Source organism: Bradyrhizobium sp. CCBAU 53351, from assembly GCF_015291745.1.
GTDB lineage: Bacteria > Pseudomonadota > Alphaproteobacteria > Rhizobiales > Xanthobacteraceae > Bradyrhizobium.
The window spans coordinates 3,986,387-4,004,266 of the sequence record NZ_CP030059.1; the positions used below are offsets into that span (position 1 = coordinate 3,986,387).

The following is a 17,880-nucleotide window of genomic DNA, read 5'->3' on the forward strand; positions in this document are numbered from 1 at the left end:
GGCCGTGACGTCGGTCGATGAGCCCGCTGATGCGGTGTACGGCGGCGGAGAGAATGCCGAGACGTCGCTTGCCGAGGCTGCGGAAGCAACTGGCGAAGAAGACGACGAAGATGAGGACGACGAGGAAGCCGAAGAGGAAGTCGTCGAATCCGTCGGCGGCGACGACGTGCTGGAGGAAGTGCCGGAGCGTACGTTCCGTCCGCGCCGCCAGTACAAGATCCAGGAAGTCATCAAGCGCCGCCAGGTGATGCTGGTGCAGGTCGTCAAGGAAGAGCGTGGCAACAAGGGCGCCGCGCTGACGACCTATCTGTCGCTGGCCGGCCGCTATGCCGTCTTGATGCCGAACACGGCGCGCGGCGGCGGCATCAGCCGCAAGATCACCAGCGCCCAGGACCGTTCCCGCCTGAAGGAAGTGGTGCAGGATCTCGACGTGCCGGAAGGCATGGGCATCATCCTGCGCACCGCCGGCGCCGCCCGGACCAAGCCCGAGATCAAGCGCGACTTCGAATATCTGATCCGGATGTGGGAGACGGTGCGCGACCTCACGCTGAAGTCGCAGGCCCCGACCCTCGTCTACGAGGAAGGCTCGCTGATCAAGCGCTCGCTGCGCGACCTCTACAACAAGGAGATCGACGAAATCTCGGTTGCCGGTGAATCCGGCTACCGCGAAGCGCGCGACTTCATGAAGATGCTGATGCCCGCCAATGTCAGCGCGGTGAAGCAGTATCGCGACGGCCAGCCATTGTTCTCGCGCATGGGCGTCGAGAGCCAGCTCGATGCGATGTTCTCGCCGACCGTGCAGCTGCGCTCCGGCGGCTACATCGTGATCAACCAGACCGAGGCGCTGGTCTCGATCGACGTCAACTCCGGACGATCGACGCGCGAGCACCATATCGAGGACACCGCGCTCAAGACCAATCTGGAGGCGGCCGAAGAGGTCGCCCGCCAGCTCCGCTTGCGCGACCTCGCCGGCCTGATCGTCATCGACTTCATCGACATGGACGAGAAGCGCAACAACCGTGCGGTCGAGCGCAAGCTGTCCGATTGCCTGAGGCAGGACCGCGCGCGCATCCAGGTCGGACGCATCTCGCATTTCGGCCTGCTCGAAATGTCGCGCCAGCGCATCCGCGCCAGCGTGCTCGAGAGCTCGACCGATCCCTGCCCGCATTGCGGCGGCACCGGCCACGTCCGCTCGGTGTCCTCGGTGGCGCTGCAGCTGCTGCGCGGCCTCGAAGAAATCCTGATGAAGGGCGCGACCCACAATCTCGTGGTACGCACCCGCACCGACGTTGCGCTCTATGTGCTCAACCACAAGCGTGGCCACCTGCGCGATCTCGAGAACGGCTTCAAGGTCACCCTCTCGGTGATCGCGGATCCCAGCGTCAGCGGGCCGCAGGCCTACCTCATCGACCGCGGCGAACAGGTGCATACGCTGGAAGCCGCCAAGGCGCTGCTGGCGGCGCAGGCGGCCGCAAGCCCGCCGCCGCTGGTCGAAGAAGCTTATGACGACGAGGAGTTCGATCCGGAGACCGAATCCGAGGTCGAGACCGAGGAGACCGAAGGTCTCGCCGAGGAGCAGTCCGCAGGCGACGCCGGGTCCGAGCAGGACGGCCAACGCCGCAAGCGCCGCCGTCGCCGGCGCGGCCGCGGTGGCCCGCGCGAGGGCGAATTGCGCGAGGATGGCGCCCCCACCCTTCCCGAGGCGGCCGTGGCGGCCGGCGAAGGCGAGGACGATGCCGAACCCGAGCAGGACGGCGAGGAAGGCGAGGAACAGGCAGCCCGTGGCGAACAGCAGGGCAGCGGTGATCGCCGGCGCCGGCGTGGTCGCCGCGGCGGACGCCGTCGTCGCGGTGGCGGCGAGGAAGGTCTCGCCGGCTCCATCGGTGACGAACTCGGCACCAATCATCCATCGGAAGCAGCCGAGGCGGTTGCCGATTTCGACGGCCTCGGCAGTGAGGCTGCGCCCTCGATTGCGCAAGCCGAGCACAGCGCCGCCGAGCCGCAAGTCTCGCAGCCTGAGCCGCACGCCGAAGTGCAGACCGAGGCTCCGGCCCAGCCCGAGCCCGTCGCCGCGGAGGAAGAGCCCGCCGACGACAAGGCCGCGCGGCGCCGCTCCACGGTGCGCGAAAAGGTGAGCTTCATGTCGAGCAGCCCGAGCGAGCCGGCAGCCCCGGTTGCCCAGGCAGTCGAGCCGGTCACCCCGCCCGCACCGGCAGCTGAACCTGCGGCGGAAGCGACGAGCGAAACGCCCGCCGCCCCGCGCCGCGCCGGCTGGTGGTCCCGCCGCTTTGGCGGCGGCGAATAAGGCCTGACAACCTATGCAAGACACGACGCCCGGCACTGCCGGGCGTTTTTGTTTCGCCGATGTCCCGATGTGCTAAGCCGTTTGCGCAATCTGAGAGGGGACCGGCATTGTCAGAGCTTTGCGATTCCAGCGCCGTCGAGTTGCGCCGCCTGTTGGCCGCCCGGGCGATCTCACCTGTCGAGTTGCTCGACGCCTGCCTGTCCCGCATCGCCGCCATCAATCCCGCCGTCAACGCCGTCGTGACGCTGGACGAGCCGGGCGCGCGTGCCGCTGCCAAGGCGGCCGAAGCCGCCATCCTGCGCGGCGAGGATCGCGGTGCCCTGCACGGGCTTCCCGTTCTCATCAAGGATACCCAGGACACCGCGGGGATGCGCTCCACCTATGGCAGCCCGCTGCTGAAGGATAACGTCCCGGCGGCCGACCAGGGCTCGGTCGCGCGCCTGCGCGCCGCCGGCGCCATCATCTTCGGCAAGACCAACACGCCGGAATGGGCGGCGGGCGGCAACACCCGCAATCCCGTGTTCGGCGCGACCGGCAATCCCTTCGATCCCATGCGCTCGGCGGCGGGCTCCTCCGGCGGCTCGGCGGTGGCGCTCGCCTGCGGCATGGCTCCGCTCGCCTCGGGCTCCGACACTGGCGGGTCCCTGCGCAATCCGGCAGGCTTCGCCGGCATCGTCGGCATGCGTCCGTCCTACGGCCTCGTGGCCAGCGAAAAGCGGGCGTTCGGCTGGTCCAATCTGTCGACCGACGGGCCGATGGCGCGCAACGTCGCCGACACCGCCTTGATGCTGTCGGTGATGGCGAGCGATGATGCCCGCGATCCGCTCGCCTATACGCTGCCCGGCGAGGCCGTGCGCGCGCGCGCCGAGCGCTGGGCCGTCCCGCGCCCCGCAGAGCTCGGCAAGCTCCGCCTCGCCTTCACAGAGGATTTCGGCTTCGCTCCGACCGAGCAGGCGATCCGGCGCGTGTTCCGCGCACGCGTGAAGCGGCTCGCACCGCTGTTCGCAGAATCCCGCGAAGCAACGCCGGATTGCGCCGGCGCCGACGACGCTTTTGCCGTGCTCCGCGCAGGCATGTTCCTGGCGACCCACGGCAAGAACTACAAGGAACGTCCCGAGATGCTCGGCCCCAATGTCCGCGCCAATGTCGAGGAAGGGCTCGGCTACACGCTCGAAGACCATGCGCGGGCCTCGACGACGCAGACCAGGATTTATCGCGCCTATCAAAGCTTCTTCGAAACCTGCGACGTACTGATCAGCCCGACGATCACGCTGAGCCCGCGGCCATGGTCGGAGCCTCACCCGGCGGAGATCGATGGCGCTCCGACCAGATCCTACTTCCATTGGCTCGCGCTCGCCTACGCCGTCACGCTTGCAGGCCATCCCGCCATCAGCATTCCGCTCGGCCTCGACGAAGCCGGACTGCCGTTCGGCCTCCAGGTCGTCGGTCCGCGCGGCGGCGACGCCATCGTGCTCTCGGTTGCCGCAGGCATTGAGGCCGCCTTTGCGAGCGACGCGCAATTGTGCCGGCCGGTCCCCGACCTTGCGAGGCTTGCCGCGACGCCGCCGCTGTCCGCCGCCCCCGGCTTTCTCACTTGGGAATAACGCGGTCCGACAGGAGAAGTCTTCCGATGCAAAGCGCAATGGTTCTCGGCGGCGGCATGATCGGCGTGAGCGCCGCGCTGCACCTGCAGCAGCGCGGCTGGGCCGTGACGCTCGTCGATCGCAGGGAGCCGGGCCGTGAGACCAGCTACGGCAATGCCGGCATGATCCAGGCCGAAGCGGTCCGCCCCTATCCGATGCCGCGCGATCTCGCGACGCTGCTCAAGATCGCGACCGGCCGCACCAACGACGTGCGCTACAGCCTGTCGTCGCTTCACCTCCATGTCGAGCCCCTGCTCCGCTACTGGTGGCACTCGGCGCCGAAACGGCATCGCGAGGCGATCGAGGCTTGGGCGCGGCTGATCGCCTACGCGACCCCGGAGCACGACATCCTCATTCGGGAAGCCCATGCCGACAATCTGATCCGCCGCGCCGGCTATCGCGCGCTGTACCGCGACGCCGCGGACCTCGATCTTTCGATCAAGGCCGCAGAACAAGACCAGCGCGAATTCGGCGTGAAGTTCCGGGTGCTGTCCGGCAGCGAGCTTGCCAAAGCCGAGCCGACCCTGCGCGACGATCTTCCCGGCGCGATCCACTGGCTCGATACCTGGACGGTGTCCGATCCCGGCGCCCTCGTCACGGCCTATGCCGAGCTGTTCGAGCGTCGCGGCGGCACCATCGTGCTGGGCGATGCGCAGTCGCTGCAGCAGACCGCGACCGGATGGTCGGTCAACACGGACCAGGGCCGCCTCGACGCCGCCCACGCCGTCGTGACGCTGGGGCCGTGGTCGCCCGACCTCCTCCACAAATTCGGCTATCGCATTCCGCTGGTGCGCAAGCGCGGCTACCACATGCATTACAGCGGCGGCGCTTCGCTCGACCTGCCGCTCGTCGACAAGGGCGGCGGCTACGCCATGGGCCCGATGGCAAAGGGAATCCGCATCACCACCGGCGCGGAATTGACCGGCATGGACGCGCTCGCCACGCCCGTCCAGCTCGCCAGCGCGGAAGGCTCCGCGCGGGAGCTGATCGACCTCGGCAAGCGCGTCGAGCCGGATCCGTGGTTCGGCACCCGCCCCTGCACGCCCGACATGCTGCCGGTGCTCGGGCAAGCTCCGCGGCATCCCGGCCTCTGGATGAATTTCGGTCACGGCCACCAGGGCTTTACCCTGGGACCCGCGAGCGGACGCCTGCTTGCCGAGATCATGAGCGGCGAGACGCCGGCGATTGATCCGCTGCCATATCGGCCCGAGCGGTTCTAGGCCCAAACAAAAGGGCTGATCGAGGATATCGACCAGCCCTTCCCAATTCGAAGCCCGAGGGCGCGATCAGTCCGTGGTGATCGCCGTCTCCATGTCGGTCGGGTCGATCCGCTTGGCGAGGTTGGCGTTGAGCTTGTCGCGGTCGAGCTCACCTTCCCACCAGGCGACGATCACGCAGGCGACGCCGTTGCCGCACAGATTGGTCAGCGCGCGGCACTCGCTCATGAACTTGTCGATGCCGAGCACGATCGCCATGCCCGGCACGAGGCGCGGATCGACCACGGCAAGCGTCGCTGCCAGCGTGATGAAGCCCGCGCCGGTGATGCCGGAAGCGCCCTTCGAGGTCAGCATCGCCACGACCAGGATGGTCAGCTGCTGGCTGAAGCTGAGATCGTAGCCGAGCGCCTGCGCGATGAAGAGCGTCGCCAGCGTCATGTAGATGTTGGTGCCGTCGAGATTGAACGAGTAACCCGTGGGCACCACGAGGCCGACCACCGACTTGGAGCAGCCGAGCCGCTCCAGCTTCTCCATCAGGGACGGCAGCGCGCTTTCCGAGGACGAGGTACCGAGCACGATCAGCAGCTCGTCCTTGATGTAGGCCAGGAACTTGAAGATCGAGAACCCGGCAAGGCGCGCGATGATGCCGAGCACGACGAAGACGAACAGCGCCGCGGTGACGTAGAACGTGGCGATCAGCCCGACCAGATTGAGGATCGCGCCGGTGCCGAACTTGCCGATCGTATAGGCCATGGCGCCGAACGCGCCGATCGGCGCTGCGCGCATCACGATGGAGATGACGCCGAACACGGCATGGGCGGCGTCGTCGATGAAGCTGCGGATGGTGTGGCCGCGCTCACCCAGGCTCATAATTGCGAAGCCGAACAGCACCGAGAACAGCAGCACCTGGAGGATTTCGCCTTGCGCGAAGGCCCCGACCACCGTGTCGGGAATGATGTGCAGCACGAAGTCGACGGACTTCTGGCCGGCAGCCTGCTTGGCGTAATTGGCAACGGCCGCCTCGTTGGCCGCCCCACTGCCGAAGCCCGCGCCCGGCTTCACGAGATTGCCGATGATCAGTCCGATCACCAGGGCGAAGGTCGAGACGACCTCGAAATAGACCAGCGCCTTGATGCCGATGCGGCCGACCTTCTTGGCATCCTGGATGTGGGCGATTCCGGAGACGACGGTGCAAAAGATGATCGGGGCGATCACCATCTTGATCAGCTTGATGAAGCCGTCGCCGAGCGCCTTGATCCATTCGTTGGTGGCAACCGTCGGCCACAGCCAGCCGACGATGGCGCCGAGCACGATGGCGATCAGCACCTGGACGTAGAGAACCTTGTACCACGGCTTTGCTGCGGGCGGCGCGATCGGCGCCCCCGCCATCGTTGTCGTCGTCATCGTTTCACTCCCCCTCAAACGCTGGGCCAGCCAAGATCAACTTGGCCGGCCCTGTCAATTGGAACCGCGAATTTTGCGCGCTTTACCGGCGACGCTCGATCAGTCTTCGCGCTGCCGGCATCAACGTCGCGCCAAGCGCGTTCTTGACCAGCGAAGCCGCAACGAACGGCATGATGCCGACCTGCCAGGCCTTCGCAGCGCCGAGCCCGAGGCCGAACGCCAGCCAGCCGAAGCCGGCGGCCAGAATGACGATATGGCCTATCGCCATCGCTGCAAACAGCAGCGCCACGCTGCGGTCCCAGCCGCGCTCGGCGAGCCAGCCGGTCACGAAAGCGGCCGCAATGAAACCGAACAGATAGCCCGCGGTCGGGCCAACCAGCGGCGCAATTCCACCCACCGGTCCGGCAAATACCGGCGCGCCAAGCGCACCCTCGGCGAGGTAGGCGATCATGGTTGCGCTGCCAAGACGCCAGCCATAGGCCGCGCCGATCATCAGCACCACCAGCGTCTGCAGCGTCATGGGGACATAGGGCAGCGGCAGGCTGACCTTGGCTGATAGCGCCATCAATGCGGTGCCGAGCACAACCAGCACGACGGCACGCACCGCACCGACCGTTTCACCCGGCCGGGTCGGCCACATCAATGCAGCGAGAGAAAAATGTGGCGCAGCAGCGGTCGGGACAGATCGGTGGTCAGACAAGATGAGCTCCGGATGTGGTCGAAAACTGGCGGCTATTTAAGCCAGTGAGCGATCCGGTCAACTGCCTCGCGCATCTCCCCGGACGAGCGTGCATAAGAAAACCGAATGAACGATCGGCCATGAACGGGATCGAAATCGAGGCCCGGCGTCGCCGCAACGCGTGCCTGTTCCAGCATTTGCTTGGCAAATTCGAAACTGTCCGAGGTGAAGTCCGAGACGTCGGCATAGAGATAAAATGCACCATCGGCCGGCAGGAATTTGGCGAGGCCAGCTTTCGGCAATCCCTCGATCAAAATCCGCCGGTTTTCCTGATAGCCATGCTTGATCGCCTCCATCTCGGCCGCGCCGTCGAAGGCAGCCTCTGCCGCGATCTGCGACAGCGACGGCACCGAGATCGACAGGTTCTGCTGCAGCCGCTCGATCGGCCGCACCAGGATTTCGGGCACGACCATCCAGCCGACGCGCCAGCCCGTCATGCAAAAATATTTCGAGAACGAGTTGATCACGAGGGCGTGCTCGGAGAGCGCGGCCGCGGTGACGGCCGGAAACGCATAATCGAGCCCGTGATAGATCTCGTCCGAGATGAAACGGATGCCGGCGTCTTCCGCCGCCGCGATCAGGCTGGCGAGCGCCTCGCGCGACATCATCGTCCCCGTCGGATTGGCGGGGCTGCCAACCAGCACGCCCTTCAGCGGCGCCTTGCGATGGGCGGCGAGCAACGCCTCGCCGGTGAGAGCATGGCGCGTCTCGTTCGTGGTCTCGATCAGCACCGGCTCGCAGCCGAGCGCGGTGAGGATATGACGGTAGGGCGGATAGCCCGGCACCGTCACGGCGACGCGGTCGCCCGGCTCGAACATCGACAGGAAGGCCAGGATGAACCCGCCGGAAGAGCCGGTCGTCACCACGATCCTGTCAGGGCTGACGTCGCAGCCATAGGCATCGCGGTAATGGCGCGCGATGCGCTCGCGCAAGGAGGGGATGCCGAGCGCGGAGGTATAATCGATCCGCCCGGTCTCGAGCGCGGTGTGGGCGGCCGCAATGGCGGTCCTGGGCGCCGCGGCCGCCGGCTGGCCGACCTCCATATGGATGACATGGCCCCCGGCGGCCTCAATTCGAGCCGCCGCGGCCATGACGTCCATCACCATGAACGGGGGAACATCGCTGCGGCGGGAGGGCTCGAGCCACTGCCCCAACCGGTTCCTTAAAGTCGCATCGTGCATTGATTTCTGCTATTTCGCTGGCGGGCCGGTGCGGCCGGTCCGGAAAAACGGGGCGCTTGCGCCCCAGACTGGCCGCATTGTACGGCTCATAAGGGGAACGGCTGATAAGGGCATATCGCGTATCCGGCCCGCCGCCAATCGCCAAAACCAATCACGAAACTGCTGTCCAGACCGTTTGACCAAGACCGTTTGATGTCGCTCCAGATCGCATTGCGCAAGAAGGCTTCCGCCCTCACCGCCCTCGTCACGGCTGCGGCGATCGCGCTGACGCCGTTCTCCGCGGCGCACGCGCAAGCCAAAGGGCCGCCGGTCCTGCGCGACACCGAGACCGAGCAGCTGCTGCGCGAATATACGCGCCCGATCCTGCGTGCCGCGGGTCTGGAGAAGCAGAACATCCAGATGGTGATCCTCAACGACAACTCGTTCAACGCGTTCGTCGCCGATGGCCGCCGCATCTTCGTCAATTACGGCGCGATTCTTCAATCGGAGACGCCGAACCAGATCATCGGCGTGCTCGCGCACGAGACCGGGCATCTGGCCGGCGGCCATCTGTCCAAGCTGCGTGAGCAGCTCGCCGCGGCCCAGACCCAGATGATCATCGCGATGCTGCTCGGCGCCGGCGCGATCGCCGCCGGCAGCACGCGCAACAGCAGCGGCGGCAACAACGGGCTCGCCAATGCCGGCGCCGCTGCGATCTCGGCGCCGCAGGAGGTGATCCGCCGGTCGCTGCTGTCCTACCAGCGCCAGCAGGAGGAGAACGCCGACCGCGCCGGCGTGAAATTCCTGACCGCGACCCAGCAATCGCCGAAGGGCATGTACGAGACCTTCAAGCGCTTCACCAGCGAGAGCCTGTTCGCTGCGCGCGGCGCCGACCCCTATCTCCAGTCGCATCCGATGCCCGCCGAGCGCGTTGCCGCGCTGCAGGAGTTCGCGAGCTCCAGCCCCTACTGGAACAAGAAGGACGATGCAGCGCTCCAGCTCCGCCACGACATGGTGCGCGCCAAGATCTCCGCCTTCATGGAGCGGCCCGAGACGGTGTACCGCCGCTATCCCCAGACCAATGACAGCATGCCGGCGCGCTATGCCCGCGCCATCAGCACCTATCTGCACGGCGATTTGCGCAGCGCGCTCACCCAGATCGACGCGCTGATCCAGGTTCAGCCGAACAACCCGTATTTCTACGAGGTGCGCGGCCAGGCCCTCTTGGAAAGCGGCAAGCCGGCCGACGCCATCCCTGCCCTGCGCAAGGCTGTCGCACTCTCGAACAATTCACCCCTCATCGAGATGTTACTTGGGCAGGCTCTGGTTGGAACCGATAATAAGGCCTACACCGACGACGCCGTTCGGATTCTCCGCGCCGCGGTGGCGCGGGAGCCCGAGGCCATCCTCGGTTATAGCCAGCTCGCGATGGCCTATGGCCGGAAGGGAGATTATGCCGAGGCGGATCTCGCATCGGCCCAGGCCGCTTACTTGCGCGGCGACAACAAGACCGCCCGCGAGCTCGCCACGCGCGCGAAAACCCGTTTTGCCGTCGGCACGCCCGGATGGGTCAAGGCCGACGACATCGTGGCGGCCAAGCCGCCGCGCAACTGACACCACGACGCCTGACACCACGACGTCACGACCTTAGCTTTGAGTCCGCCGGGACGTATTCCGAAACCTGCTTTGGATAAGAGGATTTGCCTATGCCTTCGCTGCGCCTGCTTGCTCCCGCGTTGTTTGCGCTCGCCATGTTCGGCGCAGCCGTGCCTGCATCGGCCGACAGCTTCTCCGATACCCAGCGCACCGACATCGAGAAGATCATCAAGAACTATCTCGTCAGCCATCCCGAGGTGCTCGAAGAGGCCATGGCCGAGCTCAGCAAGCGCCAAGCCGCGGCCGAGACGCAGAAGCACGAGGCCAGCATCGCGCAGAACGCCGACGCGATCTTCAACTCGCCGCGCCAGGTCGTGCTCGGCAACAAGGACGGCGACGTCACCTTCGTCGAGTTCTTCGATTACAATTGCGGCTACTGCAAGCGCGCGATGGACGACATGCTCACCATCATGAAAGGCGATTCGAAGCTGAAGGTCGTGCTGAAGGAGTTTCCGGTGCTCAGCCAGGGCTCTGTCGAAGCGGCACAGGTCGCGGTCGCCGTGCGCATGCAGGATCCCACCGGCAAGAAATATCTCGACTTCCACCAGAAACTGCTCGGTGGCCGCGGCGCCGCCGACAAGGCACGCGCGCTTCAAGCGGCCAAGGAAGCCGGCCTCGACACCGCGAGGATCGAGAAGGACATCGCGAGCCCCGAGGTGCGCGCCACCATCGAGGAGAATTTCAAGCTCGCTGAAGCGATGGGCATGAACGGCACGCCGAGCTACGTCATCGGCAAGCAGATCGTGATCGGCGCCGTCGGCGTCGAAGGCCTCAAGGAAAAGATCGGCATCGCCCGCTGCGGCAAGGCGACTTGTTGATCGCACGTATTGCGATAGTGAAACACGAAGGGGCCGGCTGGAAAGCCGGCCTTTTTTCTTGCGCGAAGCTTGGCGTCTTCGTGCAAGTTCATTCATCTGGCGTTCAACAAACAAATGCCGCGGAACAGCCGAAGTTCCGGAACAACTGAAACCTCCTTTCGTTGTTGGCGCGGGCAATGACGCAAAGAAACACGTGAGGAGAATTCGATGTTGAACCGCTTTATGATCTCAGTTGCCGCAGTCGCCCTCGTTGCGGGCGCCGGTCTGGCGAACGCACAGGACAAGGGTCGCGATAGCGGCGCTGGTTCGCAGCAGATGCAGCACTCCCAGCCCTCCGGCGGCGCCACTGAGCGCGGCGGCTCGATGGGCCGCGACTCCGTGAGCCATGACAAGGGTACCGTTGGCCAGGCCGGCGGCGCCATGAAGCCCGGTGGAGCCGACGACAAGTCGTCCGGCGCGATGCAGAAATCCGGCGCCACGGAAAAGTCCGGCGGGATGGAAAAGTCCGGCACGATGAACAAGAACGCGGCTGACGAGAAGGCCGGCATGAAGGGCGAGCACGCCCAGGGCGCGCAGGATAAGTCTGCGCAGGACAAGTCGAAGAGCATGAGCTCGGACTCGACGACCAAGTCCGATTCCACCAAGTCCGGTGCCAAGGACATGAAGGCCGAGGACAACAAGGCCAGCGGCGCTGCCAAGAGCAACAATGCCGAGAACCGCCCGGCCTCCACCGATACCAAGTCGCAGACCACGACCGGCAACGCCCCGGCCACCGCCGCCGCGCCGCCGCCGGAGAAGCGGACGGAAATCTCGACCGCGATCAAGTCGACCAAGATCGAGGAGACCACGAACGTCAACTTCAACATCTCGGTCGGCACCGCGGTCCCGGCGTCCGTCCACTTCCACCCGCTGCCGCCCCGGATCGTCGAGATCTACCCGCAGTGGCGTGGCTATGAAGTGATCTTCGTCCGCGGCCAGTACGTCATCGTCCGTCCGCAGACGCGCGAGATCGTGTACATCATCGAGGGCTAAGCCGCTCGCTGACCGCCAAACGAGCCCCTGCCGAAAGATCGGCAGGGGCTTTTGGCCTATGGACCCGCGCGCCTCGGCCGCCAGCCATCCTTTGGACTGGTTAACAAGCAATTTCCGTGGTTTCCACACAGGTTTTTGCGCACTGGATGAGGTACTTGAACCCCTCCGGGAGGCCTTCAAGGCTTCCCCTCACGCGCTTTGTTACCTATAACCCCCGCCACGCCGAGCACCTCTTTGCGGGATTGGAATGGCCGAACCAGCAACCGACACGATCCTCGTCCTGAACGGGCCGAACCTCAACATGTTGGGGACGCGCGAGCCGGAGAAGTATGGCCACGCGACGCTGACCGACGTCGAGACGCTGTGCCGGGAGACGGCGGCGACGTTCGGTCTCAAGGCGGATTGCCGGCAGTCCAACCGCGAGGGCGAGTTGATCGACTTCATCCACGAGGCGCATCGCCGCAAGATGAAGGGCATCATCATCAATGCCGGCGGCTATTCGCACACCTCGATCGCGCTGCACGACGCATTGCTTGCGGTTCAGATCCCGACGGTCGAAGTGCATGTGACCAACATCCACGCCCGCGAGAGCTTTCGTCACCACTCCTATACGGCACGCGCGGCCTTCGCCTCGCTCTGCGGTTTCGGCATCGAGGGCTACCGCCTCGCCATCCAGGGCCTTGCCGCCAAGCTTGCCATCAAGCCCAAAGCCTGAAGCTCCCTCATCAATCAGAACATTCGGATCAAACAACATGGCGCGCCAGCCAGACGACAAAGCAGCCGCAAAGTTTTCCAGCGAGGATTCCGCGCTCGTCCGCGAGCTCGCGCTCCTGCTCGATGAGACCAGCCTCACCGAGATCGAGATCGAACGTGCCGGCCTGCGCCTGCGCGTCGCCCGTAACATCAGCGTTGCCGCGACCATGCCTGTGCCGATGGCTGCGGCTCCCGCCGCCCTGCCGGCAGCCTCCGCCTCGCCTGCTGCCGCCGCCGGCCCCGACCTGTCCAAGCATCCTGGCGCGGTCAGCTCGCCGATGGTCGGCACCGCCTATTGGGCGCCGGAGCCCGGCGCCAAGCCGTTCATCGAGGTCGGCAGCAAGGTCTCGGTCGGACAGACGCTGCTGATCATCGAAGCCATGAAGACCATGAACCAGATCCCCTCGCCGCGCGCCGGCACGGTGACGCAGATCCTGGTCGAGGACGGCCAGCCGGTCGAGTACGGCGAGCCGCTCGTGATCATTGAGTGAGGGATCGGCGAACAGCGGGGGAGCGAATAGTTACTCCTGCCTGTTCGCCATTCGCTATTTCCCGTTCGCCCCCGAGGCACCATGTTCGACAAGATCCTCATAGCCAATCGCGGCGAGATCGCCCTTCGCATCCTCAGGGCCTGCAAGGAGCTCGGGATCGCGACGGTCGCCGTGCACTCCACCGCCGACGCCGATGCCATGCATGTGCGCCTGTCGGACGAGAGCGTGTGCATCGGCCCGCCCGCCTCCAAGGACAGCTATCTCAATGTCCCCGCGCTGCTCGCGGCCTGCGAGATCACCGGCGCCGACGCCGTGCATCCCGGCTACGGCTTCCTTTCGGAGAATGCGCGCTTCGCGGAGATCCTGTCCGAGCACAATCTGCATTTCATCGGCCCCAAGGCCGAGCACATCCGCCTGATGGGCGACAAGATCGAGGCGAAGAAGACCGCCAAGCGCCTCGGCATCCCCGTGGTGCCCGGCTCCGACGGCGCGGTCGGTCCCGACGACGATGCCTTGGCGATCGCAAGGAAGATCGGCTTTCCCGTGCTGGTGAAGGCGGCGGCCGGCGGCGGCGGCCGCGGCATGAAGGTCGCGCACAGCGAGGCCGATCTGCAGGTGGCGCTGTCGACGGCGGCCAACGAGGCCAAATCCGCTTTCGGCGATGCCTCCGTCTACCTGGAAAAATACCTCCAGAAGCCGCGCCACATCGAGATCCAGATTCTCGGCGACGGCCGCGGCGGCGCGATCCATCTCGGCGAGCGCGACTGCTCGTTGCAACGCCGCCACCAGAAGGTCTGGGAGGAAGGCCCCTCGCCCGTCCTTTCCGCCGCCGCGCGGGCCAAGATCGGCGAGACCTGTGCGAAGGCCATGCGCGAGATGAAATATCTCGGCGTCGGCACCATCGAATTCCTGTTCGAGGACGGCGAGTTCTACTTCATCGAGATGAACACCCGCATCCAGGTCGAGCATCCCGTCACCGAGAGCATCACCGACATCGACCTCGTGCTGGAGCAGATCCGCATCGCCGCCGGCGGCAACCTGCCCGCCAAGCAGGACGAGATCCAGGTCATCGGCCACGCCATCGAGTGCCGCATCAATGCCGAGAACCCCGAGACCTTCCGCCCCTCGCCCGGCCGCATACTGCAATACCATCCGCCGGGCGGCCTCGGCGTCCGCATCGATTCCGCCGTCTACCAGGGCTACATGATCCCGCCCTATTACGATTCCCTGGTCGGCAAGCTGATCGTGCACGGCAAGACCCGCGCCGAATGCCTCATGCGGCTCCGCCGGGCGCTGGACGAGATGGTGGTGGAAGGCATCGAGACCACGCTGCCGCTGTTCCGCGCGCTGGTGCGTGAAGACGACATCATCAACGGCGACTACCACATCCACTGGCTGGAACAGTACCTGGCCGGCAAGGCGGAACCCGCCCCGCGATAATATTCGTCGCCCAAGGGAACCCTTTGGCCTCAATCGCGTTCTGGACGGTTGGGGCTAGTTCCAAGGGGGCGTTTTGAAATCCACTGCACGTAAACAGGTGAACCGTCGTGACGGCTGAAGCCCAACGACGGCGGGCATTCTGGCAGATCCTGCTGATCGCGGCGGGTCTCGTGGTGCTGACTGTGATCAGCGCCGGCTCGGTCTACCTCGTCAACAAGGCGCGGGAAGACAGCAAATGGGTGGTCCATACCATCGAGGCGGAGAGCCAGATCAACGCCCTGTTGCTGGAGATCCGCCGTGCGGAGAGCAGCGCCCGCGGCTTTCTCCTGACGCAAGGACCGGATTTCCAGTCGGACCACGAGAAAGCCGTGGCCGCGATCATTCCGGCGCTCGACAAGCTCACGCGCCAGATCGGCGACAATCCCGCGCAACGCGACAGCATCGAGAAACTGAGCGCGGCGATCGAGACCCGGCTCGACCAGTTCTCGCGCGAGATGAAGTTCGTCAGGGAGGGCCAACCCGACCGCGCCATTGCGCTGATCCGCGAGGCCGCGGCGGCCAATACCACGACCACGATCAGCAACCAGGCCAACGCGATGATCCGCGAGGAGGAACGGCTGTTCCGGCTCCGGACGGAAAACTCCGACCACAGTCAGACCCTCGCTGCCTCGATGACCGGCATCGGCTCCGGCCTCGTGGTGCTGCTGGCCATGATCTCGACCTGGCTGGTGCGGCGCTCGGCGCGGGCCCGCGACGAGGCTGAAGCGCGCCTGCGCGATTCCAACGTCAATCTGGAATCCGTCGTCGACGAACGCACGGCGGATCTGCGCGAGGCCAACGACGAGATCCAGCGCTTCGCCTATATCGTCAGCCACGATCTGCGCTCGCCGCTCGTCAACATCATGGGCTTCACGAGCGAGCTCGAAGAGCTCGGCGGCGATATCTTCCGCCGCATCGGCAGCCTCGCCCAGGTTTCTGCGAACGGGGCGCCGCTGGCACCCGCAGCGCCCGGCGAAATCGCGCTGGAAGGCGCCGACAGGCAGCTCTCGGAGGATTTTTCCGAAGCTCTCGGCTTCATCAAATCGTCGATCGCCAAGATGGACCGGCTGATCTCGGCGATCCTCAACCTCACCCGCGAGGGCCGGCGCGAATTCCAGCCGGTGAAGATCGACACAGGCGAGCTGATCGAGGCCATCGTATCGACGCTGGCGCACCAGGCGGCCGAGGCGCAGGCCGAGATCCATCTCGAGCCGCTGCCTGACATCGTGAGCGACCGGCTCGCGCTCGAGCAGATCTTCTCCAACCTGATCGACAACGCGATCAAATATCTGAAGCGCGGGGTACCCGGAGACATCAGAATCCGCGGGCGAACCAAGCTCGGTTACGCTATCTTCGAGATCAGCGACAACGGCCGGGGGATCGATCCGAAAGATCACCAGCGGATATTCGACCTGTTCCGCCGCGCGGGAACCCAGGACAAGCCCGGCCAGGGCATTGGTCTTGCGCATGTGCGTGCACTTGTGCGTCGCCTCGGCGGCACCATGTCGGTATCATCGGAACTGAACGCGGGCAGCACCTTCACGATCACGCTGCCGATCGCCTGGAACGTGAACAACCGGAACAGAGATCGATGACCCAGCCTGTCACCATCATCATGATCGAGGACGACGAGGGCCACGCCCGCCTGATCGAGCGCAACATCCGCCGCTCGGGGGTCAACAACGAGATCGTCTCCTTCCAGAACGGCACGGATGCGATGCTGCATCTGTTCGGCGCCGACGGCAGCGGCCTCGTGCAGAAGGGCAATGCGCTTCTGATCCTGCTCGACCTCAACCTGCCCGACATGACCGGGATCGACATCCTCCGGCAGATCAAGGAAAACAAATATCTGAAGGCTTCGCCCGTGGTGGTTCTGACCACCACCGACGATTCCCAGGAAATCAAGCGTTGCTACGAGCTCGGCTGCAACGTCTACATCACCAAGCCCGTCAACTACGAGAATTTCGCCAATGCCATCCGGCAGCTCGGCCTGTTCTTCTCGGTCATCCAGGTCCCGCCCGCCGCCCCATGAACCAGCGCACGCCGACACTGCTCTACATCGATGACGACGGCGCGCTGGCGCGCCTGGTCGAACGCGGCCTGACGCGGCGCGGCTACAGGGTCGTCCATGCCGCGAGCGGCGAGGAAGGCCTGGAGCGCATCCGCCGCGCGAGCGCCCAAGGTAATGTCGATGCCGGCATCGACGTGGTCGCGCTCGACCAGTACATGCCCGGCCTCGACGGGCTGGAGACGCTCGAGCAGATCATGGCGATCCCGGACGCGCCGCCGGTCGTGTTCGTCACGGCTTCGCAGGATTCCAGCATCGCCGTCACCGCGCTGAAGGCCGGCGCGGCCGATTATCTCGTCAAGGACGTCACCGGCGATTTCATCCCCCTGCTCCACGTCGCAGCCGAGGGCGCGCTGCGCCAGGCCGAATTGCAGAAGGCGCGCGAGGAGGCCGAGGCCGAGATTCATGCCTCGCGCGACCGCTACGCGGCCCTTGCCGCCGAACGCGAGATGCTGCTGCGCGAGGTCAATCATCGCGTCGGCAACTCGCTCCAGATCATCGCCTCGCTGCTGCACCTTCAGGCAAGCTCCGCCGCGCAGGACGAGGTCAAGGCGGCGCTGACCAATGCGATGGGCCGCGTCGCCGCGGTCGCGCAAGTGCACCGCCGCCTCTACACCTCGCAGGACCTGAAGAGCGTGGTCCTGAACCAGTATCTGGATTCCCTGCTCGAGGATCTGCGCCGTTCGGCCGAAGGCAACCGGATGTCGCGCCTGACGCTGAAGGCCGAGCCGATCGAGATCGATCCGGATCGCGCGGTTGCCGTCGGCATCATCGTCAACGAGCTGGTGATGAACGCCGTGAAATACGCCTATCCCGACGGCGCCGGCCCGATCCATGTCGAGCTGAACGCGAAAGGAGACGATCTCCTGCTGTCGATCACCGACAACGGCGTCGGCGACGCCGTCAAGGCCGATCCACGCTCCACCGGCATGGGCCAGCGCATCGTCGCGGCGATGGCCGCCAAGCTCGACGCCACGGTCGAGCGCGATCCCAGCCATTCCGGAACCCGGATCGTGCTGAAGTTCGGTCGCCTGCCCGCAGTTCCCGGCAAGACCAGCACCGCCGCCGCAAGCTGAGCTCGCGCCCTGCTGTGCACCCCATCGCAACGGCATCGC

General features: G+C 65.7%; 15 protein-coding genes. 12 read left to right on the plus strand and 3 right to left on the minus strand.

Annotated features, from left to right (window positions below; all coding sequences use genetic code 11):
- Positions 1-4 precede the first annotated feature (4 nt).
- From XH83_RS18710 to XH83_RS18720, 3 genes are all read left to right on the plus strand, one after another.
- Positions 5-2,305, plus strand: coding sequence for a ribonuclease E/G (locus tag XH83_RS18710; RefSeq protein WP_305825901.1), 2,301 nt, complete (start codon positions 5-7; stop codon positions 2,303-2,305).
- 107 nt (positions 2,306-2,412) lie between these two features.
- Positions 2,413-3,909, plus strand: a complete 1,497-nt coding sequence (locus XH83_RS18715) for an amidase (RefSeq protein ID WP_194402286.1) — start codon at positions 2,413-2,415, stop codon at positions 3,907-3,909.
- Between the two features lie 26 nt (positions 3,910-3,935).
- Positions 3,936-5,168 (plus strand): FAD-binding oxidoreductase, encoded by a 1,233-nt coding sequence (locus XH83_RS18720; protein ID WP_194402287.1) that lies wholly within the window; start codon positions 3,936-3,938, stop codon positions 5,166-5,168.
- 66 nt (positions 5,169-5,234) lie between these two features.
- Here the strand turns inward: XH83_RS18720 and XH83_RS18725 are convergent, their stop codons facing one another.
- The 3 genes from XH83_RS18725 to XH83_RS18735 form a co-directional block, all read right to left on the minus strand.
- Positions 5,235-6,569: a dicarboxylate/amino acid:cation symporter gene (locus XH83_RS18725; protein ID WP_194402288.1), complete on the minus strand. Its 1,335-nt coding sequence runs from the start codon at positions 6,567-6,569 to the stop codon at positions 5,235-5,237.
- A gap of 82 nt (positions 6,570-6,651) precedes the next feature.
- On the minus strand, positions 6,652-7,209 hold the full coding sequence (locus XH83_RS18730) for a biotin transporter BioY (protein WP_194402289.1): 558 nt from the start codon (positions 7,207-7,209) through the stop codon (positions 6,652-6,654).
- A gap of 92 nt (positions 7,210-7,301) precedes the next feature.
- On the minus strand, positions 7,302-8,489 hold the full coding sequence (locus XH83_RS18735; RefSeq protein WP_194402290.1) for a pyridoxal phosphate-dependent aminotransferase: 1,188 nt from the start codon (positions 8,487-8,489) through the stop codon (positions 7,302-7,304).
- Positions 8,490-8,681: 192 nt separating this feature from the next.
- Here XH83_RS18735 and XH83_RS18740 point away from each other — a divergent pair, with 192 nt between their 5' ends.
- The 9 genes from XH83_RS18740 (at position 8,682) to XH83_RS18780 (ending at position 17,841) form a co-directional block, all read left to right on the plus strand.
- Positions 8,682-10,082: a M48 family metalloprotease gene (locus XH83_RS18740; protein ID WP_194402291.1), complete on the plus strand. Its 1,401-nt coding sequence runs from the start codon at positions 8,682-8,684 to the stop codon at positions 10,080-10,082.
- Positions 10,083-10,174: 92 nt separating this feature from the next.
- Positions 10,175-10,942, plus strand: coding sequence for a DsbA family protein (locus XH83_RS18745; protein WP_194402292.1), 768 nt, complete (start codon positions 10,175-10,177; stop codon positions 10,940-10,942).
- Between the two features lie 207 nt (positions 10,943-11,149).
- The gene (locus XH83_RS18750) at positions 11,150-11,974 is read left to right on the plus strand and encodes a DUF1236 domain-containing protein (RefSeq protein ID WP_194402293.1); all 825 of its coding nucleotides are present in this window, start codon (positions 11,150-11,152) and stop codon (positions 11,972-11,974) included.
- 247 nt (positions 11,975-12,221) lie between these two features.
- Entirely contained in the window at positions 12,222-12,689 is a 468-nt protein-coding gene (gene aroQ, locus XH83_RS18755; RefSeq protein WP_194402294.1) for a type II 3-dehydroquinate dehydratase, read from the plus strand.
- Positions 12,690-12,726: 37 nt separating this feature from the next.
- On the plus strand, positions 12,727-13,218 hold the full coding sequence (gene accB / locus XH83_RS18760; RefSeq protein WP_194402295.1) for an acetyl-CoA carboxylase biotin carboxyl carrier protein: 492 nt from the start codon (positions 12,727-12,729) through the stop codon (positions 13,216-13,218).
- Between the two features lie 81 nt (positions 13,219-13,299).
- Positions 13,300-14,658 (plus strand): acetyl-CoA carboxylase biotin carboxylase subunit, encoded by a 1,359-nt coding sequence (gene accC / locus XH83_RS18765; protein ID WP_194402296.1) that lies wholly within the window; start codon positions 13,300-13,302, stop codon positions 14,656-14,658.
- A 107-nt stretch (positions 14,659-14,765) separates the two neighbouring features.
- The gene (locus tag XH83_RS18770) at positions 14,766-16,292 is read left to right on the plus strand and encodes a CHASE3 domain-containing protein (RefSeq protein ID WP_194402297.1); all 1,527 of its coding nucleotides are present in this window, start codon (positions 14,766-14,768) and stop codon (positions 16,290-16,292) included.
- Complete coding sequence (locus XH83_RS18775) at positions 16,289-16,729, plus strand: response regulator (protein WP_194402298.1); 441 nt, start codon at positions 16,289-16,291, stop codon at positions 16,727-16,729. The genes XH83_RS18770 and XH83_RS18775 overlap by 4 nt, the downstream gene beginning before the upstream one ends.
- A complete protein-coding gene (locus tag XH83_RS18780) occupies positions 16,726-17,841 on the plus strand; it encodes a sensor histidine kinase (protein WP_194402299.1) in 1,116 nt (371 codons plus the stop codon). The genes XH83_RS18775 and XH83_RS18780 overlap by 4 nt, the downstream gene beginning before the upstream one ends.
- Positions 17,842-17,880: the final 39 nt, after the last annotated feature.